The organism is Arthrobacter sp. Sr33 (genome assembly GCF_054511195.1).
Genome location: NZ_JBTNDD010000004.1, coordinates 166,368 through 185,148, shown reverse-complemented (window position 1 = coordinate 185,148; position 18,781 = coordinate 166,368). Strand labels below are relative to the sequence as shown.

Genomic DNA, 18,781 nt, shown 5'->3' with positions numbered 1-18,781 from the left:
CGATGTTCCGCCAGTCGAAGGTCGAATACAAGAACAACCAGCAGATCCGCATCATGCGGAAGGCCGGGTTGATCCTTTCGGCAGCGCTGGATGAGGCCGTAGCCGCCGCCGCGGTGGGCGTGACCACCCGCGAACTCGACGACGTGTTCGCTGGTGTCTTGAAGGCTTCGGGAGCAACGTCCAACTTTCTGGGTTACCACGGGTTCCCCGCATCGATCTGCGCATCGGTGAACCATGAGGTTGTGCACGGGATCCCAGGGGACTATGCGCTGCAGGACGGAGATATCCTCTCCATTGATGGTGGCGCCATCGTGGACGGCTGGCATTCAGACTCCGCCCGCTCGGTGATTGTCGGGCAGGCGCGCGCCGAGGACCAGCGGCTGTCAGACGCGACAGAGTCGGCCATGTGGCATGGGATCGCCGCGTTGGCGAACGCTCGGAATGTCGGCGACGTGGGCAACGCTATTGACGACTACGTCTCCGGGCTTGATGGCGCTCCGTTAGGGATCCTGCAGGACTATGTTGGGCATGGCATCGGGACCGCCATGCACCAGCCTCCCGACGTGCTCAACTACCGCAGTGGACACCGCGGTCCCAAGGTTAAGCCAGGGCTGTGTTTGGCGATAGAGCCCATGCTTGTTCTTGGTGGCCTGGAGACAACTTTGCTCGACGACGACTGGACCGTTGTCACCACTGACGGCAAGCGGTCATGTCAGTGGGAGCACACCGTTGCGGTACACGACGGTGGCATCTGGGTGCTCAGCGCCGAAGACGGGGGAGCGGCCAAGCTCGCGCCCTTGGGTGTCACGCCCGTCGCGCTCTGATTCCCGGGCCTCAGATTTAACATTTCACAACTGTTAGCGTAGAGTTGCCTGTTGGTTGTCTCTACTCGTGTGCCCATTTAGGGTGCCACGTGTGCACGGTCCGGTAACCCGAATCTGTTGCTGCGCTGGGAGTAGGTCAACGATCACAACCCCAATCGCCAACCGCGTAAGTGGCTGGCATAGACGTTAGCGGAGGATATGGCCAAGAAAGACGGTGTCATTGAGATTGAAGGCACTGTGAACGAGGCTCTGCCCAACGCGATGTTCCGCGTTGAGCTGGCAAACGGTCACATTGTCCTCGCCCACATCTCGGGAAAAATGCGTCAGCACTATATTCGGATCCTTCCTGAGGACCGGGTGGTAGTGGAGCTTAGCCCTTACGACCTCACACGAGGCCGTATCGTCTACCGCTACAAATAAGGAATTCTCCCGTCCTGCCTCAGGATAGGGAGTGTAGTTACAGCACAATCTGCAAACAACGCAAAGGAAAACCATGAAGGTCCAGCCGAGCGTCAAGCGGATCTGCGATAAGTGCCAGGTGGTTCGCCGCAAGGGCAACGTACTCGTAATCTGCGAAAACCCGCGCCACAAACAGCGTCAGGGCTAGTTCTTCTCTTCAGGAGAAGCACCACCCACGCGCTGCAGTAGTACAACCATAAAGGCAGAGCAGTTCCCACGATCAGTGGGAGCACACCCCCGGGCACGGAGGCCGGGGAGCTGAGATTCTCAGCAGGCCGCTCTGTCTCAGACCTCCAGAAACACCAAAGGAGAACCGCCACTATGGCACGTCTCGCTGGCGTAGACATTCCCCGCGAAAAGCGGGTAGTGATAGCGCTTACCTATATCTATGGCGTGGGCAAGACCCGTGCAGACCAGACGCTGGCAGAAACCGGGATCAGCCCGAATACGCGCGTCAAGGACCTCAGTGACGCGGAGCTGCTGCAGCTGCGTGACTACATCGAAGTCAACTACAAGGTCGAAGGTGACCTCCGCCGTGAGGTAGCCGCCGACATCCGCCGGAAGGTGGAGATCGGAAGCTACGAAGGCATCCGGCACCGCCGCGGTCTTCCTGTACGCGGACAGCGTACGAAGACCAACGCGCGTACCCGTAAGGGCCCCAAGCGCACCGTGGCCGGCAAGAAGAAGGCCGCGCGCTAGTCTCTGGCAGCTCCCTAACCTGACTCGCTAGCGCTCGTCCGGCCAGGGAATCCGGCGGCCATGGGCCCACCCATTGGCTTCCTCATCAGGCGGCCCAGGATTGGTTCCATAGCTCGCCTTCGCCAGGCCCTCAGGTCCCGGCACCTCACCCATCACCTTTCGTAGGAGAAGCAATGCCCCCCAAGACTCGTGGAGCGGTACGTAAGCCGCGTCGCAAGGATAAGAAGAATATCGCGCTTGGACAGGCGCACATCAAGAGCACCTTCAACAACACCATCGTGTCCATCACGGACCCGTCAGGAGCAGTTATCTCCTGGGCCTCCGCCGGTGAAGTTGGATTCAAGGGCTCTCGTAAGTCGACCCCGTTCGCCGCTCAGATGGCAGCCGAGGCTGCCGCCAAGCGTGCGCAGGAACACGGCGTCAAGAAGGTCGACGTTTTCGTCAAGGGCCCAGGCTCAGGACGCGAAACAGCTATCCGCTCGCTGCAGGCCACCGGCCTGGAGGTTGGCTCCATCCAGGATGTCACCCCCAGCGCCCACAACGGTTGCCGGCCTCCGAAGCGTCGCCGCGTCTAATTAGCTTTTACGGTGCGAATGCCGCGCTGAATGATTCCACTACCTGGGATTGTTCAGGGCGGCGTTCGACACCGCTCCCCAAGCTAATAAGCGTTGCTTGCTAGCTGTCCCTTTCCACCATTTGTGTTGCGTCATATAGCGGATGCACCCTGAAAGGAAATGTAAGTGCTTATTGCACAGCGCCCCACCCTGACTGAAGAAGTCGTCGCCGACAACCGCTCACGGTTCGTCATCGAGCCGCTTGAGCCCGGTTTCGGCTACACCCTCGGAAACTCACTCCGCCGCACCCTGCTTTCCTCGATCCCGGGTGCAGCTGTAACCAGCATCCGTATCGACGGTGTTCTGCACGAGTTCACCACGGTTCCTGGTGTCAAGGAAGATGTCACCGAGATCATCCTGAACATCAAGAACCTGGCCGTGTCTTCCGAGCACGACGAGCCAGTTGTCGCCTACCTGCGCAAGCAGGGTCCCGGCGTCGTCACCGCGGCGGACATTGCACCGCCAGCCGGTGTCGAGTTCCACAACCCGGATCTGCACATCGCCACCCTTAACTCGAAGGGGAAGTTTGAACTCGAGCTGACCATCGAACGTGGGCGTGGCTACGTGTCGGCCTCACAGAACAAGTCCGGCGACTCGGAGATCGGCCGCATCCCGGTCGACTCGATCTACTCGCCGGTCCTGAAGGTCACCTTCCGGGTCGAAGCAACCCGTGTTGAGCAGCGCACCGACTTCGACCGTCTGATCGTCGACGTCGAAACCAAGGACGCCATCGCCCCCCGCGATGCAGTAGCCTCGGCCGGTACCACCCTGGTGGAACTGTTCGGACTGGCTCGTGAGCTGAACACCGCCGCCGAAGGCATCGAGATTGGCCCATCGCCAACGGACGCTGCCCTGGCAGCCGACATGGCGCTGCCCATTGAAGATCTCGAGCTGACTGTTCGGTCATACAACTGCCTCAAGCGTGAGGGTATCCACACCGTGGGTGAACTCGTTGCGCGCTCCGAGGCCGACCTGATGGACATCCGGAACTTCGGTGCCAAGTCGATCGATGAGGTCAAGGCCAAGCTGGTTGAGCTGGGTCTGTCCCTGAAGGATTCCCCTCCAGGGTTCGACCTCGCGGCTCGCGCAGCAGCCATTGAAGAAGACGACGCCGCATACAGCGACGACGAGCTCTAACAACGTTAGAAAGACCTGTCCGCCGCTGATAGCGGCGGACAGGACCACTTAGAGGAGAAACAATCATGCCCACACCAACAAAGGGCCCACGTCTCGGAGGCGGTCCGGCGCACGAACGCCTGATGCTCGCCAACTTGGCCGCCTCACTGTTCGAGCACAAGCGCATCACCACCACGGTGACCAAGGCGAAGAGGCTTCGCCCCTACGCCGAGCGCCTGATCACCTTCGCGAAGAAGGGCGATCTCGCCTCACGTCGTCGCGTCCTGGGCGTCATCAGCAGCAAGAGCATCGTCCATGAGCTGTTCACGGACATCGCTCCTGCCGTTGCCGAGCGCGAAGGTGGCTACACCCGCATCACCAAGATCGGTAACCGTAAGGGCGACAACGCCCCGATGGCCGTCATCGAACTGGTTCTGGAGCCAATGTCAGCGAAGCAGTCAGTCGTTGCAGAAGCCGAGCAGTCCAAGGCGAACGCAGCTCCAGCCGCTCCGGTAGAGGCAGACTCACCAGAGTCAGCGGATTCAGCGGATTCGCCAGAGTCAGCTGACTCGGTCGATTCAGCAGATTCAGCAGATTCAGCATCGTCGGCCGAAGAGGTCGCCGCTGAGGACACCAACGTCAGCGCCGAGGCCGGCGCCGATGAGGTTGTTGTAGTCGAAGAAGGCACCACCGAAGACGACGGCAAGAAGTAATTCTTCCGCATCTGAATAAGCACCATGACTGAGCAAAAGCCCGCTGTCCTTCGTGAGGACAGCGGGCTTTTGCGTGTCCGGCTCGATCTTGCCTACGATGGAGCGTCCTTCTCCGGATGGGCCCTGCAACCTGGGTTGCTCACCGTACAGGGAGCGGTCGAGGCAGGGCTCGCAACGCTGTTGCGCCGTCCCGCTCGGCTGACGGTCGCGGGGCGCACCGATACCGGCGTCCACGCCCGCGGTCAGGTGGCTCATGTGGATCTCACCCCAGCGGAATGGTTTGGTCTCAGCCGCGGCAAGGAGATGACCCCGGAAACGGCAATGATGCGCAGGCTGGGAGCCACGATCAGCCGTGAACTCAACAAAGTCGACCGGCAGCGCCACCAGGTGCCCGCTGTCGTCGTTCTCAAGGTAGGGCTGGCCCCCACCGGGTTCGATGCCAGGTTCTCGGCGCTGTGGCGTCGTTACAGCTACCGGATCGCCGACCGTCCCGAACTGCGGGACCCCTTGGTCCGCGGCGTGACGCTCTGGCACCCCGACGAGCTGCAGGTCGACCGGATGAACGACGGCGCCCGGCTGCTACTCGGCCTGCAGGACTTCCGCTCCTTTGTGAAACCGCGGCCCGGCGCGACAACTGTCCGCGAGCTGCAGCGGTTCGACTTCAGCCGCGGCGACGACGGCGTCATCACCGCGGCCATTCAGGCTGACGCCTTTTGCCACAACATGGTGCGAGGGCTTATCGGCTCAACGTTGCGTGTGGGTGTGGGGGAGAAAGACCCCGAGTGGCTCTTCGAACGGCTCACCGCGCGCAGCAAGGAGGCGCGGTCCGTGCTCGCTGCCCCTCACCCGCTGGTCCTCGAAGAGGTCCGGTACCCCGACGACGACGGCATTGGCTCCCGCGCTGAGGAGACCCGTGCGCGCCGAGACGGCAGCGTCACCGCGCTACGGCATTAGCCGAACGCGACGATCGCAGCGAAGCACGCGGCGAGCATCGGCGGTCCAAACGGGAAAACCGAACGGGCCGACGCTTTGGTGAAGAGAAGCAGGAACACACTGATAAGGCCGCCGATGAGGAAGCCGCCGAGCAGCGTTGCCAACCAGGTGGTCATTCCGGCATAACCCCCGTAGAGACCAAGCACCGCGGCGAGCTTTACGTCGCCCATCCCGAGGCTGCCCGGTGAAACAAGTGCAAGCACAAGGTAGATGCCGAACATGGCAACACCGCCGAGGGCCGCGCCGGCCAGCCGGTTCCAGTCGCCGGACAGGCCACTGGACGCTAGGAGAAGGACCAGCGTGGTGGCCGCGAACGGCAGCAAGAGCGCGTTCGGCAGGAGCCTTGTGCGCAGATCGATCATGGCCAGCACTACCCCGAACAGGGGCAGCACAAGGAACGAAGGGGTCTCGGGTGCCCACCCGAACCGCAGGAGAACTAGTCCGGCCAGCAACGCCGTCACAGCCACGGTCACGATGCGGGCAGCGCGTGGCAAAGCCAGGACCTCGCTGCCAACAGATTCCCTCATCGGCATCCGGTCAGCCAACGACTGCCGGCGCATGGGCCATGGTTGTTGGCAGACTGACAGTGAACTTTGTACCGGTTCCGAGTGAGCTCGAGCAATGAATCGTGCCGCCGTGGCCTTCGACAATTGCCTTGGTGATGGCCAGGCCCAAACCGACCCCGGGAATCGCCGATTCCCTTGCGCTGTGAGCGCGAAAAAACCGACCGTAAATCAGCGCTGTCTCGTCCGGGGTCATACCTATTCCGCAGTCCTCGACTTCCAGCAGGACCTTTCCCTCTCCCGCATGTGCCCGGACAGTGACGGCTCCACCATCGGGCGAGTATTTGATGGCGTTCGAGAGCAGGTTATCTACCACCTGGCCCATCCTCATTGGATCGGCGATGGCCCACAGGCACTGAGGTACCTCCGAAACGAGTGTGATTCCGGCGTTGGTCGCGTGCGTCCGGGCCGACCGTATCCGGGAGGTCAGAAGAGCCGTCAGCTCGGTCGGCTTGGCATGCAGGTTGATCGAAGCGGAGGCTGCCGACAGGAGGTCCGAAACCAGGATGGAGAGGCGTTCAGCGTTCCGTCTGGCGATGCCCAGGGACTCCCGGGTATGCGGGGTCAGGACGTCCGGGGACTCGAGTACCAGGTCGAGATGGCCGAGAATGGAAGTGAGCGGTGTGCTGAACTCGTGCGTGACATTGGAGACGAAATCCTCCTTCACCGTCAGCGCCTTCGCCAGGTCGGTGACGTCCGTGAAGACGATGACTGAGCCGGTGAACTCCCCGCCGTTACCAGTCATCGGCCGGGCTGCTGTGGACACCGCCCGTTGACAGTCTCCCTCGCCGAACCAGAGAAGGTTATTGGAGAAGGATTCGCCCTCGGCGGCCCGTCGAATGGGGTGCAGCGATTCGGGTAGGGGAGTGGATCCCTTGCTTCCGAAGAACCTGATGTCTTCGTCGCAGTCTTGGGAGGACGCTCCCTGCTGGAACAGTTGCTGCTGCCGGTTGGACAGCAAGGTCCTTCCTTCCGTATCGACGGCGAGGACGCCGACGTCGACCGTGTCGAGGATGGCAGCGAGCAGTCTCTCGCGATCACCACTCTGAGCCTCAAGGGCTAACACCTCATCGGCCTTTTGCTGTAACTCCAGCCGTTGCATCCGCATCTGGAGCGTGAGGACTCTCATCACGAGGAAAAGGGCCAGCGTCATGGTCGGGAGCAACAGGGTGTCCACCAGGGATGCATAAGTGGTGGTGGAGTCCAGCAAATAGGGGAAAAGGACAATGAGGTAGGGTCCAACGAAGCTGACTATCGCGGCCAGCAGGGGCATCAGACCGGACGCAGCCAGCCAGACGACAGGGAAGGCCGCAAGCGCGCCCAGGCCAGGGACGATGTCGACGGCGCCGTTCCGGCAGAGCAAAATGGCTACAAAATCCAGGATGGGGATGGCAAGCATTGCCCCTGTTGGTAGGCGCCCCCATGGAACCAGGAAACACGCCGCGAAAAGAGCAATGGTCAGGAATAGTCCTGTGAGAAAGAGTCCGCTCAGCAGTAAATCCGGATTCAATAGCGGTGCGGTCCCGGCAATGATTACGACCGCAATCGTCAGGGGCAATTGGTGCATTGCCGCCTTTTTACGAGGGTTGAAGCCCCCTTCGAACCGTCCGAATCCGGGCAGCCACAAGCGCTCAGGCGTAGCCGAGTTTCCGGAATCATGGCGAGAGTATTCGGTTGTCGGCTTCCCCGAGCCGTCGTAACGCATGCGCCCATTATCTCCCAACAATCGGAGTTGCCTACCCTCGCACCGGGAATCTCGCATATTGATACGCAGTCGAGACGGTCTGCGGATTCAAACCGAGCAGACTCCACTGCAAAGAGTATGCTGGGGGACCGAACGGAAGTATTGTGAAATGCGGGGGGACGTATCCTTTACAGCCCAATGGCCTAGTGGCCAGACGAGCCGACAATAGGGAATGATATGAGCGATCCCGGAGTTGCAGTGGTTATCGAAGACGATGCCGATGTGCGAAACCTGGTCGATGCTGTCCTGACCCAGTCTGGATTTGAAGTTCATTCGGCGGGCTCCGGCCGCGAAGGGGTCGAGCTGGTCGGCAAACATCACGCGACCATTGTGACCCTCGATGTGGGCCTTCCGGATATCGACGGGTACGAGGTGCTCCGCAGGATCCGGCAGTCGAGTAATTGCTACGTTCTGATGCTTACGGCTCGAACCGACGAACTGGATACCCTTACTGCACTGCAATCAGGTGCGGATGATTTCATCACCAAACCTTTCCGACCACGGGAACTTCGGGCGCGGATAGCCGCAATGCTCCGTAGGCCACGGAACCCCGATGCAACAGGGGAGGGCAGCGCTCCGACTCCCGACGAAGGGGAACCCGGGGTACTGCTGCACAATGGGCTGGCGCTCAACCACGAAACGCGGACCGCGACGTTGGCGGGGAACAAACTCAGCCTCACACGCAGTGAGTTCGACTTGCTGCACGATCTCCTGCGAAGCGGCGGATCAGTCCGTACCAAAGCGAATCTGGTCCGGGTTGTCAGGGGTCACCACTACCGGGACGACGCCTATATCAGTGATGCCGACGAGCGGGCGGTAGAGGTCCATATGGGCAATCTCCGCCGGAAGCTGGGCGAGGATACGCGCGAACCCAGGTGGCTGTTGACCGTCCGCGGGGTTGGCTACAGGTTGGCGCCCAAGCGAACCTGATCCAGCGGCCATCATTCGTTCTACCCGGGAACAGCCTCAGAGCAAAGAGCCAGTTCGCGGATCGTTTGGATGCCGCACGCTTCCACGAGCGGAAGGATGTCGGCGGCTTCGATCAGGTCGTTGAGCCGGACTGATTCCTCAAGGGCGGAAGCCAGGCTGGCGAGCCGCGCTGCCCCGACCATCATCGCGCTGGTTCTGACGCTCAGCACCGCTTCCATAGCGGCGGCGTGGTCACCACGGGAAACGGTGTCCGCCAGCCGGATAAACCTTTCATCCCAAACATGGATGAAGTCGAGGATGAATGCCTTGACGGCCGACGGGTTTTCGAGCTGATCTGCAAGGGCCAGTAAGGTGTTTTGATCGATGAGGGGGACGCGGCCCTGTGGAGAAAATATCAGGGGCAGCACTGAGCGATTGGTGCGGTAGATTCCGCCACCGTGTAAACCGTCCTCACCGCTTTAGGCACGGCGCAATTTGCAGGGATCATTTATTGAGAGTACTTCGATCGCCTTTATTTCGGTCAATAGTTTGGGTTACACTGCGCAAAAGCTGCGTTATTCCTTTGCCTGGTCCGTTTATGGTAGGCCCGACCAGTGGTTGGCATAGGCTGTGATGATGACCACGTACCGACCCTCGGTCCCGGCCGACGGCAATCCCGCGCAGCGGCCGCGGGCAGGATTGCGTGAAACCCTTGACGCGCTCCCGGTGGCGGTAGCGGTACTCGATGTGGATGGCGTGATCTCGGCGGTGAATCGGGAATGGGAGCGTTTCTCTCAGCCCTTCGCCGGTATCGCAGCACCGGTCGCCGGGGTGTCCTACCTGACGGAGTGTGTCGCGGCGGCGGCGGAAGGTGATAGCGCCGCTGTCGAGGTTTCAACTGGTCTCCACGCTGTCCTGAGCGGGGTCCATCAAAACCTTGCACTTGAGTATCCGTCTCAGGGCGGTGAACGCTGGATTCGCACGCGCATCTGCAGGAGTGACAGCGGCGGTCTGGTCGTCACCCACATCGACATTACGCCGCAGCGAGTGGCCCAGCTGGAAAGCTCCTTCCAAGCGTCGCTGCTCGACGCCGTCGGGCAATCAGTAGTCGCAATTGATTTACAAGGGCGGATTACCTATTGGAACGATGCCTCGGCGCAGATGCTGGGGTGGAGCGCGGGGGATGCGGTTGGGCGGCACTTCGCGGATCTCGCCCTGTTCGACAACGGCACCAGAGCCGCGGCGATCATTGCCCAGGTATCGTCCGGAAAGCCGTGGTCTGGTGAGCACTGGACCAAGCACAGAAACGGTCGACGCCTGTCCGTTTACTCGACAATCACCCCGCTCTATGACAAAGCCGGGCAGGTAATTGCGGTGATTGATGTCTCCACGGACACGACCGAATCGAATCGCGCCCAGGCTGAAATGGGCCGGCTGTCGAGTCTGGTCGAATTCTCGAACGATGCGATAAACGGTGCAACCCTCGAGGGGATTATCACTAGTTGGAATGCAGGAGCTGAGCGGATCTACGGTTATTCGCCGGAGGAAGCGATTGGCCGTAGCGTGCTGATGCTCTCGCCGGAGGAACGTTCCGGTGCGGACGAGGAGCTACGCGACAAGCTCCGGCGGGGGGAGCCCGTCATCGGCCAGCTGGTTCGGGGGATGCGGAAAGACGGATCGGTGTTGGACATTTCGCTCACGCTATCCCCGATGTATGACGAGCAGGGACAATTGGTCGGTTCATCTGCGGTCGCCCGTGATGTGTCTGAAATCAACAGGCTGCGCGCCGCTTCTGAACTGGAGCGGGACCGGCTTGCAGCTGCCCAGGAAATGGCCCACGTTGGGTCCGTGGAGTGGGATGCCCATGCCGACCGGGTCTGGCGGTCTGACGAATATTGCAGAATCCATGGGCTGCCGGTTACGGCGGAGGGCGCGCGCGGGCCACTGTTGAGTGCGGTGCACCCGGAGGACCGCGACCGTATTGCCCTCCTGTGGAAGGACTTTATGGACCGTGGGATGTCAGTCGACTTCACCTACCGTGTGGGAGGCCAGGGCGCGGACGTGCGATGGGTTTACGCCAGGGCAGTTCTTGAGCGGGACGACGACGGCGAGCCGGTCAAGATGTTGGGGACGGCGCTGGATATTACCGAGCGGAAGCTGGGGGAACAGGCGCTAGAACGGCTGGCGTTCAGGGACCCGCTGACCGGCCTGGCGAACCGGGCGCTGCTCACGGAGAGCATTCAGGAGGCTCTGGCCGAGTGCGCGCTGAGAGGCTCACAAGTTGGAGTGCTCTTCCTCGACGTGGACCGTTTCAAGGTCATCAACGACGGACTGGGCCACGCTGCAGGGGATAGCCTTTTGGTCCAGCTGTCGTCCCGGTTGCTGGGCACTGTTCGACCTGAGGACACACTGGCCCGTTTCGCTGGTGACGAGTTCGTCATTGTCTGCGCGGATATGACCGAGGATAGCGCGACGAAACTCGCCCGCCGGATCCGTGCAGCAGTGCAAATACCGTTTGAGCTTCTGGACCGGGAAGTGTTCGTGGATGTCAGTATCGGCATCGCGATCTCCTCTGTCGATGACACCCCGGAATCCCTGCTGCACAATTCCGATGCCGCGATGTATCGGGCCAAGGTGAGCGGGAGGAACAAGGCAATCGTCTTTGATGAGGCAATGCACCGGCGAGCGGCTTTGCGGCTGGCCGTCGAGACGGAACTGCCGCGTGCAATCGAACGCGATCAATTGCAGGTTCATTACCAACCGGTGATCGATGTGGCGAACGGTAAACCAGTTGGATTTGAAGCCCTGGTGAGATGGCAACACCCGGAACACGGGCTGATTGGGCCTGACTCGTTCATTCCGGTCGCTGAAGAAACCGGTCAGATTGTTCCGATCGGGTTATGGGTGCTCAACCAGGCTCTCCAGCAGGTGAAGTGGTGGAAGGCGAACCTGCCCGGTGCGGAAGAATGGCGGATGGCGGTGAATCTTTCGGCGCGGCAACTGCAGGACGCAGGCCTTCACTCAGCAGTGGGCGCCGCCATTCGGGCGGCGGGGATTGAACCGTCGGCAGTGATCCTGGAAATCACCGAATCTGTCCTGATGGGCGACGCCGACCAGTCACTAAAAACGCTGACCAAACTCCGCAGCCTCGGGATTGGCATTGCCGTTGATGACTTCGGGACAGGCTACTCCTCATTGAGTTATCTCAGACGCTTTCCCGTCACATCATTGAAAATTGACCGGTCATTCATCGACGGTCTGGGTGGTAGCGACGTGCACGCTGGCCCGATTGTGGAAGCCATTGCCGCGATGGGGCAGGCTCTGGGGCTACGGGTAGTGGCTGAAGGGGTGGAGACCGCTGAGCAACTGGACGAGCTGTCCCGGATGCAGGTGCCCATTGCGCAGGGGTACCTGTGGTCGCCGGCTCTGCCAGCGGATCAGGTGCCCGCGTGGTTCGCCGCGCACCAGGCGCAAGCGGCTATTGAGTTACGGTGAGGAAGACATTAATCCCTGCGGGTCCGAGCAAGACAATAAACAACACCGGCAGAATGCAGACCATCAAAGGGAATAGCACTTTTACTGGGATCTGCATGGCTTTTTCTTCTGCGCGTTGACGCCGTTTCACTCTCATCTCGCTTGCCTGCACCCTAAGCACAGCCGAGATCGATATGCCGTAACGGTCAGCCTGCACAATCGCGTTGACAAACTTTCGAAGGTCAGGGGTGTTCGTCCGGGCGAGCAGTGCAGTGTACGCGTCGCGTCGGCCCATACCCAACTGCATGTCCTGGAGGGTGCGGACCAACTCGGCTGCAAGCGGACCTTTCCCGTTCTGTCCTGCACGCGCCATGGCCGAATCGAATCCCAGCCCCGCTTCGACTGCAATGGTCATCTGGTCGAGAGTGTCGGGCAGCTCAAGCGCGATTGCAGTTTGGCGTTCGGTTCCCTTGCTGTAGACCAGCAAGTCGGGCACGAAGTAGGCGACGCCGGTGGCCGCTAGGACCAGCAGTATGCTTTTGCCGCCAGGATTCGCACCAAGGTAAAGAGCCCCGAAAATGGCCGCCAAACTACCAAGTGCAATTTTGGCCGTTACGAGCCGTCTCAGCGGCCAGGTTGGTGGACGTCCCGCGAGAGCGAGTTGGCGATCGAGTTTCGCGACAAGAAGATCCGGTGTAAATCGGCTCGCAATAGCCTCGATTCGACTGTTGCTCCGCTTCTTTACCCCAATTTCTCCAACGAAGCCTCTTTGAAGGTTGGTCTGCATGCCCTTTCGACCCGGCGCCCGGACCCCGAATATGGACCAAGCAAACAACAGAAAAGCCGTCGGGATTGCGCAGATTGCAAAGATTACTAGAGGTGGCATGACTGTTTTCTTCCTAGGGCCAGATGTGATCTGCTTGGTGACTAAAACTTGATTGAGATGACCTTCTTTAGCCAGATCGCACCAACGATGAGCAAGATTACCGAGGCCCCCATCAGAATGAATCCGATTGGATGTTGGAGCAACGGGTCCATATAGCCGGGACTGATCAGCAGCAGCACACCACCGAGCACGAATGGCAGTCCCATCAGAATTAGGGCCGAAAGTTTGCCTTCGGCAGCGAGAGCAACTACCTGACGTCGAATTTGATTACGTTCCCGGATGGTCTGACCCACCTGATCTAAGACGGTAGCGAGATTCCCACCTACCTCGCGGTGGATTGCAATAGCCTGGGCGACCCAGGAAAAGTCTTCGGACTGCATCCGCAAGGATGCATCATCGAGTGCTTCGCCGAGGTCCCGACCGAGCCGCGTCTCGTTGATGATTCGTGTGAACTCTTCAGCGGTTGGTTCCTCCGAGTCAGCTGAGACGGCATCTATGGCGCGAAGTAGACTATGACCCGCCCGCAGCCCCCCAGCGAGCAGTTGCAAGGTATCGTCAAGCTGATCGGCAAACTGCTTACGGCGTCGCGAGATTAGGAACCCGAGGGTCACTTTGGCTATAAGCGGTACCGCCACCGCAAAGATCATCGCGATGAGGGACCCGGACAAGATTAGGCCGACGCATGCGGCGAGAAGTGCCCCTACACCGGTTAACACGATAAAATCTGCAGGTCGAATCTTTAGTCCGGCGTCCTCGAGCCTGCCGGCCATTCCGGCCATAAGATTTCGACGTTTGAGGAGCCTGTCAATCATTCTTGTTGTCAGCGAAGCCAATTGGGTTAACTGAGTTGAGGCCGGTGCTGCGGATGTCCTGCTACGGTTCAATGCGTTTTTGGGTCTCCGCGGAATAAGTACGAGAAATATTGCCGCGGCTAGTGCGGCGAAGCATGCCGCTATCCCTAGGATCAGCTGGGTGACCGGTGGGTCGGTCGTCACCGGTCGTTCCTGCCATTCAGCGGGGAGCCGAAAACACTGGGCGAGAGTTCTATGCCTAGATCTCTGAACTTGTCAGTGAACTTGGGCCTCACCCCGGTTGCTACCGGCGTTCCGAGGAAGCGACCGCTGGAATCGAGACCGGCGCTATAGTCGAAGACGAAGGCATCCTGGAGGGTCACTATCTCACCTTCCATGCCTTGTACCTCCGTCACGTGCGTAACCCGTCTGGTGCCATCACGCAGTCGGGTGAGCTGGACGATCACATCGACCGCGGCGGCTATCTGTTCGCGGACCGCCCGTAAAGGAAGGTCCATACCTGCCATAAGCACTAGGGTTTCAAGGCGTGCTATTGCATCCCGTGGAGAGTTTGAGTGCACGGTGGACAAAGAGCCATCGTGCCCGGTGTTCATAGCTTGGAGCATGTCTAGCGTTTCGCCACCGCGAACCTCGCCAACTACGATGCGGTCTGGACGCATTCTTAGTGAGTTGCGTACCAGGTCCCGAATAGTGATTTCGCCTTTGCCTTCGATATTGGTGGGCCTGCTCTCTAGCCGCACCACATGGTCCTGCTGCAGTTGCAGCTCGACCGCGTCTTCAATGGTGACAATCCTTTCGCCCTCGGGGATAAAGGAGGACAGGACATTCAGCAAGGTCGTTTTACCGGTGCCGGTGCCTCCCGAAACGATGATGTTCAGGCGGGCTTTGACGCAGGCATCCAGCAATTCAGCCATGTCCGGTGACAGGGTCCCGAAACCGATCAGGTCGTGAACCTGAAACGGATCCGTAGCGAATTTGCGGATGGTTAGGGATGAGCCGTTGACGGCCAGCGGAGGTATTACCGCGTTGACGCGGGAGCCATCTGCCAGACGTGCGTCCACCAGTGGCGACGATTCATCGATTCGGCGTCCCACCCGGGAGACGATACGTTCAATGACTTTCCGAAGGTGTTCTTCTGAAGCGAACCGCACTCCGCTGCGGGTCAGCTTCCCCTTGTGTTCGACGTAGATCATGTTCGGTCCGTTGACCATGATTTCAGTGATGTCCTCGTCATCAAGCAGATGTTGCAGCGGACCATAGCCCAACACGTCGTCGCTTACCCCACGTATGAGCCGCTGCCGTTCCTCCTTTGAGAGAGGAACTTCCTCCTCCTCGACCACCTGGGTCAGCTCTTCTTGTACTAAAGCGTGAAGTTGTTCCTCCGTGAGCGCAGAGTCGAGCAGCCTGTTACCCAGGCGCTCGAACAAGATGGTTCCTGCCCTGTCCTTCAACTTCGCGAGCGCGTCCCTTGCCGGGGGCGCCGCCGCCGCTGCAGCCGGCTTGCTGGGCCGAGATGATTGGCTACCCGTCAGCTTGGTCGGTGCTATTGCAGTTCTTGGTTGATCCGGTGGGGGTCCCTCTTGGTCCAGAAGAGGGCTGGGCGATCCGCCTGACGATCGTCGCGCAGCATCTAGGCGTTGTGCGAGATTCATGATTTACCTCCCCGGTGGCGTCCCCGTCCTTTGGGGCTGACGGCCGCCGGAGGGTTGAAACGGAGAAGCAGCCTCCGAAGGGCCTTCGAGGCGGGATCCCTCTTCTTCCCTTGCAGGAGTGGCAGACCTTGGTTGGTCGAAATCCGGACAGGCCGTGACGAGGGGATGACAATATCTACTTTTGTTCCCAAGGTCGCCTCTACATCGGCGAGCGTCAACCCGTCGCGTTGGTCTGCACTGTTGAGCACTATGTGCCGGTGAATCGGAGTTAGTCCCAGCTCCTTCAGCACGTCAAGTTCCTTCCTTAGCCCGCGTACGCTCGGCACGTCCATTCCGCTGACGAACACGTAGTCGGTGGCCTTATCCAGCGTCGCCAGAGTATGGTCTGAAAGGCCCGGCGACGTATCGACTATGACATAGCGGTATTGGCTCGCCAATTGATCAAGTAGGTGTGCCACATCCTCACCGGTAACGTCGTCCGCCGAGTCAGGAAGATCCGGGGCGCAGAGAGCGAAGAGCCCGGTCGGGTGGGCGCTGAGAAAGGACTTCAAGACCATCGTGTCGCGTCTGGCCGGTCCATGGACAGCGTCGGTCACTGAATGGTCCGGCGAGATCGACAGGGCACTCGCCACGTCGCCGAACTGCAGGTCAAGATCTACCAGCACAGTGGCATGGGGAGCAGTGCCAGCCAACCCAACCGCGAGGTTGCTGGCAACAGTGGTCTTGCCCGCACCACCCTTGGGCGATACAACTGCAATAACCCTGCCATTAGCCGAACTGCTTGACTCTCCGGAGGAAAGACTGGCAGCACGGCGGCGAATGGCGGCACTGCGGGTGGCTCGATGAAGTAGGACGCTCAGGTCTGCCACATCAGCTTCGGGTTCTACTACGTCCCGGATCCCGGCGCGCATAGCGCTGAGCACGACGGAGGGGCTCGGCGTGGTCGCCAGAAGCACGCTGACCTCGGGGAACTGCACTTCGAACTGGTCAGCCAGTGCAAGAGCATCGTCGAGTGGAACTCCCGGCCCCAGTATCAGAACATCCAATAGTCGGGGATCGGGAAGTTGGTCCACTAGTTCCCGGGATCCTGAAGGGAAGCCGCCACCGACCCAAGCATGAATTTCACCTTCCAGGGCGCCCGATGCTGCTTCCTTCAGCCGCTGGTGAAACTCTGGTGCGGTAGTGACTATTGCGTAGCGGCTCATTCGTAGATCTCGTCTGCGGTGATCCGCCTCGCGCCGTCTTCGGTAGCGGTGGCAGGCTCCTTGGAGAGCCAGATTCTGCCGAATTCTTGACCGTAGACGATTTTCTCCGCGTCCATAACGGGGCGTGCCAGAGTCACAAGCAAGCTTCCGGCCGGAATGGGGGTGGAAGCGGTCGCATTCGATTCCTCAGCTTGCTCTGGCAGCCCCTGAATGCTGGTAACCAACACTTTGTGCAAGGTTAGGTGCGTAACCGCCAGAGGATTGACTTCGCCACCCCCATCCAACGAGATGAAAACCCCCACTGTGTCGCCGGGAACTATTTGACCGCCGACTGCCCGTTGGGGTTCGAGGAGAATAGTCACTTCCTGCATCCCTTCCGGTACGGCCACCTTTTCGTCCACACTGGCTTCCGCCGGATCCACGAACCTCGTGCGGAGTACCTGTTCGCCTGCCATCAGCTGGGTACTTGTAACCAATCCAGCTACTTCTTCTAGGCTGGCAATTGCGTCTGTGGGTACGACCTTCGTTGGTACAGATTCGACGTCTACAAAGTCGATCAGACTTTCTGCAGGCGCGCCTTCCGGGACAGTAAGACCGTCTCGGATTACCAAAACTGACTGTGTCTCAGTGCCAGCAAAGGCACGCTGCTCGGATGTGCTGACGTACTGCACGAGCAGAATGGCCCCCACAACTGCAAGTAAGACAGCTGCTATGGCACCGATAATTCGACTCTTCACCGTGGTATCCCTACTGGCTTAGCGTGACAAAAAAGGCATTCAACTCGTCGCCGCCGAGTTCCTCAACACCGAATGATTCAAGGTCTTCGAGCGATACCAGGGTGATGAACTTGCCCCGGATTCCTGCCGCCGGTTGATCGGGATGCTTATCGTTGGGCCAGCTGTGAGCAGTGACGTAGAAGGCTGCAAATCCATCCACTGAATATTCCACATGGCTGCCATTGCCTGACTTCTCGACATAGACAGGCAATAGAATAGTCTTGCCGTCAATGTCGCAGTTCTGGGGGGCGCTCTTGCCAGGTTGGCCGGCAATCACTTCATCGACATCAACGGAGGCGCTGCAGCTCTTCTTCTCGCTTTCCTCAAGCCAGCCGAAAGCTCCGGGGAGGGACTTTCCCGACGCATCGATACATGTTGAGTCGACGGTAATCCAGATCTCTTGATCTGACGGTGTCTGATCAAAGAGGCATTTGGGGGCGGTAAAGGGGAACACCGTTGCCTTTGAGGGGCTGCCCCAAGAGGCCGTGGCGCGTGCGCCTACCGCGGTCGAGCTAATTCCAAGGATGGGGGCGAACCAGTGCTGGACGGCTGGCTGGCCGGTCGGCGTCAACGTGGTGGTGGTCACGACGACGGAGTTTGCAATTGAGAGATCGGCCACCGCGGCAGCGCGTGAATCGTTAGCATTCGCACCAGCGAGGTCTGTTGCGGTGGCTGCCGCAAGAATAGGGTCGCATAAGTCCTGATATGCACAATCCTGAGCGATTGCTAGGGCAGCAGCGTCAGCCCCGTTCTGCAATTGAGCGCGTTCGAAGTAAAGCATGCCCACATCGATCACGAGGGCAGTCATACCGAGTACCAAGACCATGAGTAGTGCTGTCATGACGGCTATCGCGCCATCTGCCTCGTTCTTCAGCCTCCGCATCGCATGACACCTCTTCCAGTAAGTGGGATCGCATCAGCGAAAAGACCAGCAAGTAGATCGATCGTGTATGTAATTGTGACTGTCGTATCACTGGAGGTTGTGCATGGTGTAACAAAGACCTGAGCCGGGTCAAGGATTGGGTTTAGCCCGGGAGCAGACGAGATGGCGGTGGAAACTGCCACGTCTGCATCCTTTTGGATAGCCATCACCCGAACGGCCTCCCTGGCCGCGGAAGTCACCTGAATTTGGGCGTTGAATACCCGCCCAAACTCAACGATTCCAAGTAGGATCACGAGCAGCATCGGAACGACTAAGGCAAATTCCACCGCGGCGGCACCGGATTCGGAACGCAACCGTTTCATTAGATCTTCCGTAGAGTACAGGCGGCAGCGGCGCAAACGCGCCGCTGCCGCACCCTTTGTTGATGTGTCGCCGTGCCCAGCGGGGTGGATTTGAGCA

20 protein-coding genes are annotated in these 18,781 nt (G+C 59.9%); 10 read left to right on the top strand and 10 right to left on the bottom strand.

The window, feature by feature from the left end:
* Positions 1-2 precede the first annotated feature (2 nt).
* The 8 genes from map to ACX80T_RS07565 all read left to right on the top strand — a co-directional run bounded on the left by map (position 3) and on the right by ACX80T_RS07565 (position 5,379).
* Positions 3-824, top strand: coding sequence for a type I methionyl aminopeptidase (gene map, locus ACX80T_RS07600; RefSeq protein ID WP_019481514.1), 822 nt, complete (start codon positions 3-5; stop codon positions 822-824).
* Between the two features lie 198 nt (positions 825-1,022).
* A complete protein-coding gene (gene infA, locus ACX80T_RS07595; protein WP_019481515.1) occupies positions 1,023-1,244 on the top strand; it encodes a translation initiation factor IF-1 in 222 nt (73 codons plus the stop codon).
* A 73-nt stretch (positions 1,245-1,317) separates the two neighbouring features.
* A complete protein-coding gene (rpmJ, locus tag ACX80T_RS07590) occupies positions 1,318-1,431 on the top strand; it encodes a 50S ribosomal protein L36 (RefSeq protein WP_024475611.1) in 114 nt (37 codons plus the stop codon).
* A 173-nt stretch (positions 1,432-1,604) separates the two neighbouring features.
* The gene (gene rpsM / locus ACX80T_RS07585) at positions 1,605-1,982 is read left to right on the top strand and encodes a 30S ribosomal protein S13 (RefSeq protein WP_019481516.1); all 378 of its coding nucleotides are present in this window, start codon (positions 1,605-1,607) and stop codon (positions 1,980-1,982) included.
* Between the two features lie 173 nt (positions 1,983-2,155).
* Complete coding sequence (gene rpsK, locus ACX80T_RS07580) at positions 2,156-2,557, top strand: 30S ribosomal protein S11 (RefSeq protein WP_019481517.1); 402 nt, start codon at positions 2,156-2,158, stop codon at positions 2,555-2,557.
* 165 nt (positions 2,558-2,722) lie between these two features.
* The gene (locus tag ACX80T_RS07575) at positions 2,723-3,733 is read left to right on the top strand and encodes a DNA-directed RNA polymerase subunit alpha (protein WP_019481518.1); all 1,011 of its coding nucleotides are present in this window, start codon (positions 2,723-2,725) and stop codon (positions 3,731-3,733) included.
* 65 nt (positions 3,734-3,798) lie between these two features.
* Entirely contained in the window at positions 3,799-4,425 is a 627-nt protein-coding gene (gene rplQ, locus ACX80T_RS07570; protein ID WP_019481519.1) for a 50S ribosomal protein L17, read from the top strand.
* A gap of 24 nt (positions 4,426-4,449) precedes the next feature.
* Positions 4,450-5,379: a tRNA pseudouridine synthase A gene (locus tag ACX80T_RS07565; RefSeq protein ID WP_019481520.1), complete on the top strand. Its 930-nt coding sequence runs from the start codon at positions 4,450-4,452 to the stop codon at positions 5,377-5,379.
* Here the strand turns inward: ACX80T_RS07565 and ACX80T_RS07560 are convergent.
* Together ACX80T_RS07560 and ACX80T_RS07555 are read right to left on the bottom strand one after the other, a co-directional pair.
* Positions 5,376-5,978, bottom strand: a complete 603-nt coding sequence (locus tag ACX80T_RS07560; RefSeq protein ID WP_083850806.1) for a prepilin peptidase — start codon at positions 5,976-5,978, stop codon at positions 5,376-5,378. The two genes, ACX80T_RS07565 and ACX80T_RS07560, sit on opposite strands and share 4 nt — an antisense overlap.
* Positions 5,956-7,548, bottom strand: a complete 1,593-nt coding sequence (locus ACX80T_RS07555; RefSeq protein ID WP_083850810.1) for an ATP-binding protein — start codon at positions 7,546-7,548, stop codon at positions 5,956-5,958. Before ACX80T_RS07555 ends, ACX80T_RS07560 begins: the two co-directional genes overlap by 23 nt.
* 354 nt (positions 7,549-7,902) lie before the next feature.
* Between ACX80T_RS07555 and ACX80T_RS07550 the strand changes: the two genes are divergently transcribed.
* On the top strand, positions 7,903-8,655 hold the full coding sequence (locus tag ACX80T_RS07550) for a response regulator transcription factor (protein WP_019481523.1): 753 nt from the start codon (positions 7,903-7,905) through the stop codon (positions 8,653-8,655).
* A gap of 20 nt (positions 8,656-8,675) precedes the next feature.
* Here ACX80T_RS07550 and ACX80T_RS07545 read toward each other — a convergent pair whose 3' ends face one another.
* Positions 8,676-9,062 (bottom strand): hypothetical protein, encoded by a 387-nt coding sequence (locus ACX80T_RS07545; protein ID WP_019481524.1) that lies wholly within the window; start codon positions 9,060-9,062, stop codon positions 8,676-8,678.
* A 208-nt stretch (positions 9,063-9,270) separates the two neighbouring features.
* Between ACX80T_RS07545 and ACX80T_RS07540 the strand changes: the two genes are divergently transcribed.
* Complete coding sequence (locus ACX80T_RS07540; RefSeq protein ID WP_192813046.1) at positions 9,271-12,129, top strand: sensor domain-containing protein; 2,859 nt, start codon at positions 9,271-9,273, stop codon at positions 12,127-12,129.
* Here ACX80T_RS07540 and ACX80T_RS07535 read toward each other — a convergent pair.
* The 7 genes from ACX80T_RS07535 to ACX80T_RS07505 all read right to left on the bottom strand — a co-directional run bounded on the left by ACX80T_RS07535 (position 12,113) and on the right by ACX80T_RS07505 (position 18,684).
* Positions 12,113-12,994 carry a type II secretion system F family protein gene (locus tag ACX80T_RS07535; RefSeq protein ID WP_019481526.1) on the bottom strand — a complete coding sequence of 294 codons (882 nt, stop codon included), beginning with the start codon at positions 12,992-12,994 and terminating at the stop codon, positions 12,113-12,115. The genes ACX80T_RS07540 and ACX80T_RS07535 overlap by 17 nt on opposite strands.
* Positions 12,995-13,035: 41 nt before the next feature.
* Entirely contained in the window at positions 13,036-13,827 is a 792-nt protein-coding gene (locus ACX80T_RS07530) for a type II secretion system F family protein (protein ID WP_459304111.1), read from the bottom strand.
* Positions 13,828-13,985: 158 nt separating this feature from the next.
* On the bottom strand, positions 13,986-15,458 hold the full coding sequence (locus tag ACX80T_RS07525) for a CpaF family protein (RefSeq protein WP_035766232.1): 1,473 nt from the start codon (positions 15,456-15,458) through the stop codon (positions 13,986-13,988).
* Positions 15,455-16,663 (bottom strand): AAA family ATPase, encoded by a 1,209-nt coding sequence (locus ACX80T_RS07520; protein WP_026040901.1) that lies wholly within the window; start codon positions 16,661-16,663, stop codon positions 15,455-15,457. Before ACX80T_RS07520 ends, ACX80T_RS07525 begins: the two co-directional genes overlap by 4 nt.
* Complete coding sequence (gene cpaB / locus ACX80T_RS07515) at positions 16,660-17,400, bottom strand: Flp pilus assembly protein CpaB (protein WP_019481530.1); 741 nt, start codon at positions 17,398-17,400, stop codon at positions 16,660-16,662. Before cpaB ends, ACX80T_RS07520 begins: the two co-directional genes overlap by 4 nt.
* A gap of 10 nt (positions 17,401-17,410) precedes the next feature.
* The gene (locus tag ACX80T_RS07510; protein ID WP_019481531.1) at positions 17,411-18,322 is read right to left on the bottom strand and encodes a pilus assembly protein TadG-related protein; all 912 of its coding nucleotides are present in this window, start codon (positions 18,320-18,322) and stop codon (positions 17,411-17,413) included.
* Positions 18,310-18,684, bottom strand: a complete 375-nt coding sequence (locus ACX80T_RS07505; protein WP_019481532.1) for a TadE/TadG family type IV pilus assembly protein — start codon at positions 18,682-18,684, stop codon at positions 18,310-18,312. The genes ACX80T_RS07510 and ACX80T_RS07505 overlap by 13 nt, the downstream gene beginning before the upstream one ends.
* Positions 18,685-18,781: the final 97 nt, after the last annotated feature.

Excerpts from the sequence above, each read along its gene's own strand:
- ACX80T_RS07510 (WP_019481531.1), bottom strand. The coding sequence starts at position 18,322 with ATGCGGAGGCTGAAGAACGAGGCAGATGGCGCGATAGCCGTCATGACA.
- rpsM (WP_019481516.1), top strand. The coding sequence starts at position 1,605 with ATGGCACGTCTCGCTGGCGTAGACATTCCCCGCGAAAAGCGGGTAGTG.
- ACX80T_RS07535 (WP_019481526.1), bottom strand. The coding sequence starts at position 12,994 with ATGCCACCTCTAGTAATCTTTGCAATCTGCGCAATCCCGACGGCTTTT.
- rpsK (WP_019481517.1), top strand. The coding sequence starts at position 2,156 with ATGCCCCCCAAGACTCGTGGAGCGGTACGTAAGCCGCGTCGCAAGGAT.
- ACX80T_RS07505 (WP_019481532.1), bottom strand. The coding sequence starts at position 18,684 with ATGAAACGGTTGCGTTCCGAATCCGGTGCCGCCGCGGTGGAATTTGCC.
- ACX80T_RS07565 (WP_019481520.1), top strand. The coding sequence starts at position 4,450 with ATGACTGAGCAAAAGCCCGCTGTCCTTCGTGAGGACAGCGGGCTTTTG.
- ACX80T_RS07525 (WP_035766232.1), bottom strand. The coding sequence starts at position 15,458 with ATGAATCTCGCACAACGCCTAGATGCTGCGCGACGATCGTCAGGCGGA.
- ACX80T_RS07555 (WP_083850810.1), bottom strand. The coding sequence starts at position 7,548 with ATGCACCAATTGCCCCTGACGATTGCGGTCGTAATCATTGCCGGGACC.
- rpmJ (WP_024475611.1), top strand. The coding sequence starts at position 1,318 with ATGAAGGTCCAGCCGAGCGTCAAGCGGATCTGCGATAAGTGCCAGGTG.
- rplQ (WP_019481519.1), top strand. The coding sequence starts at position 3,799 with ATGCCCACACCAACAAAGGGCCCACGTCTCGGAGGCGGTCCGGCGCAC.
- ACX80T_RS07560 (WP_083850806.1), bottom strand. The coding sequence starts at position 5,978 with ATGCGCCGGCAGTCGTTGGCTGACCGGATGCCGATGAGGGAATCTGTT.
- infA (WP_019481515.1), top strand. The coding sequence starts at position 1,023 with ATGGCCAAGAAAGACGGTGTCATTGAGATTGAAGGCACTGTGAACGAG.
- ACX80T_RS07550 (WP_019481523.1), top strand. The coding sequence starts at position 7,903 with ATGAGCGATCCCGGAGTTGCAGTGGTTATCGAAGACGATGCCGATGTG.
- ACX80T_RS07520 (WP_026040901.1), bottom strand. The coding sequence starts at position 16,663 with ATGAGCCGCTACGCAATAGTCACTACCGCACCAGAGTTTCACCAGCGG.
- ACX80T_RS07540 (WP_192813046.1), top strand. The coding sequence starts at position 9,271 with ATGACCACGTACCGACCCTCGGTCCCGGCCGACGGCAATCCCGCGCAG.
- map (WP_019481514.1), top strand. The coding sequence starts at position 3 with ATGTTCCGCCAGTCGAAGGTCGAATACAAGAACAACCAGCAGATCCGC.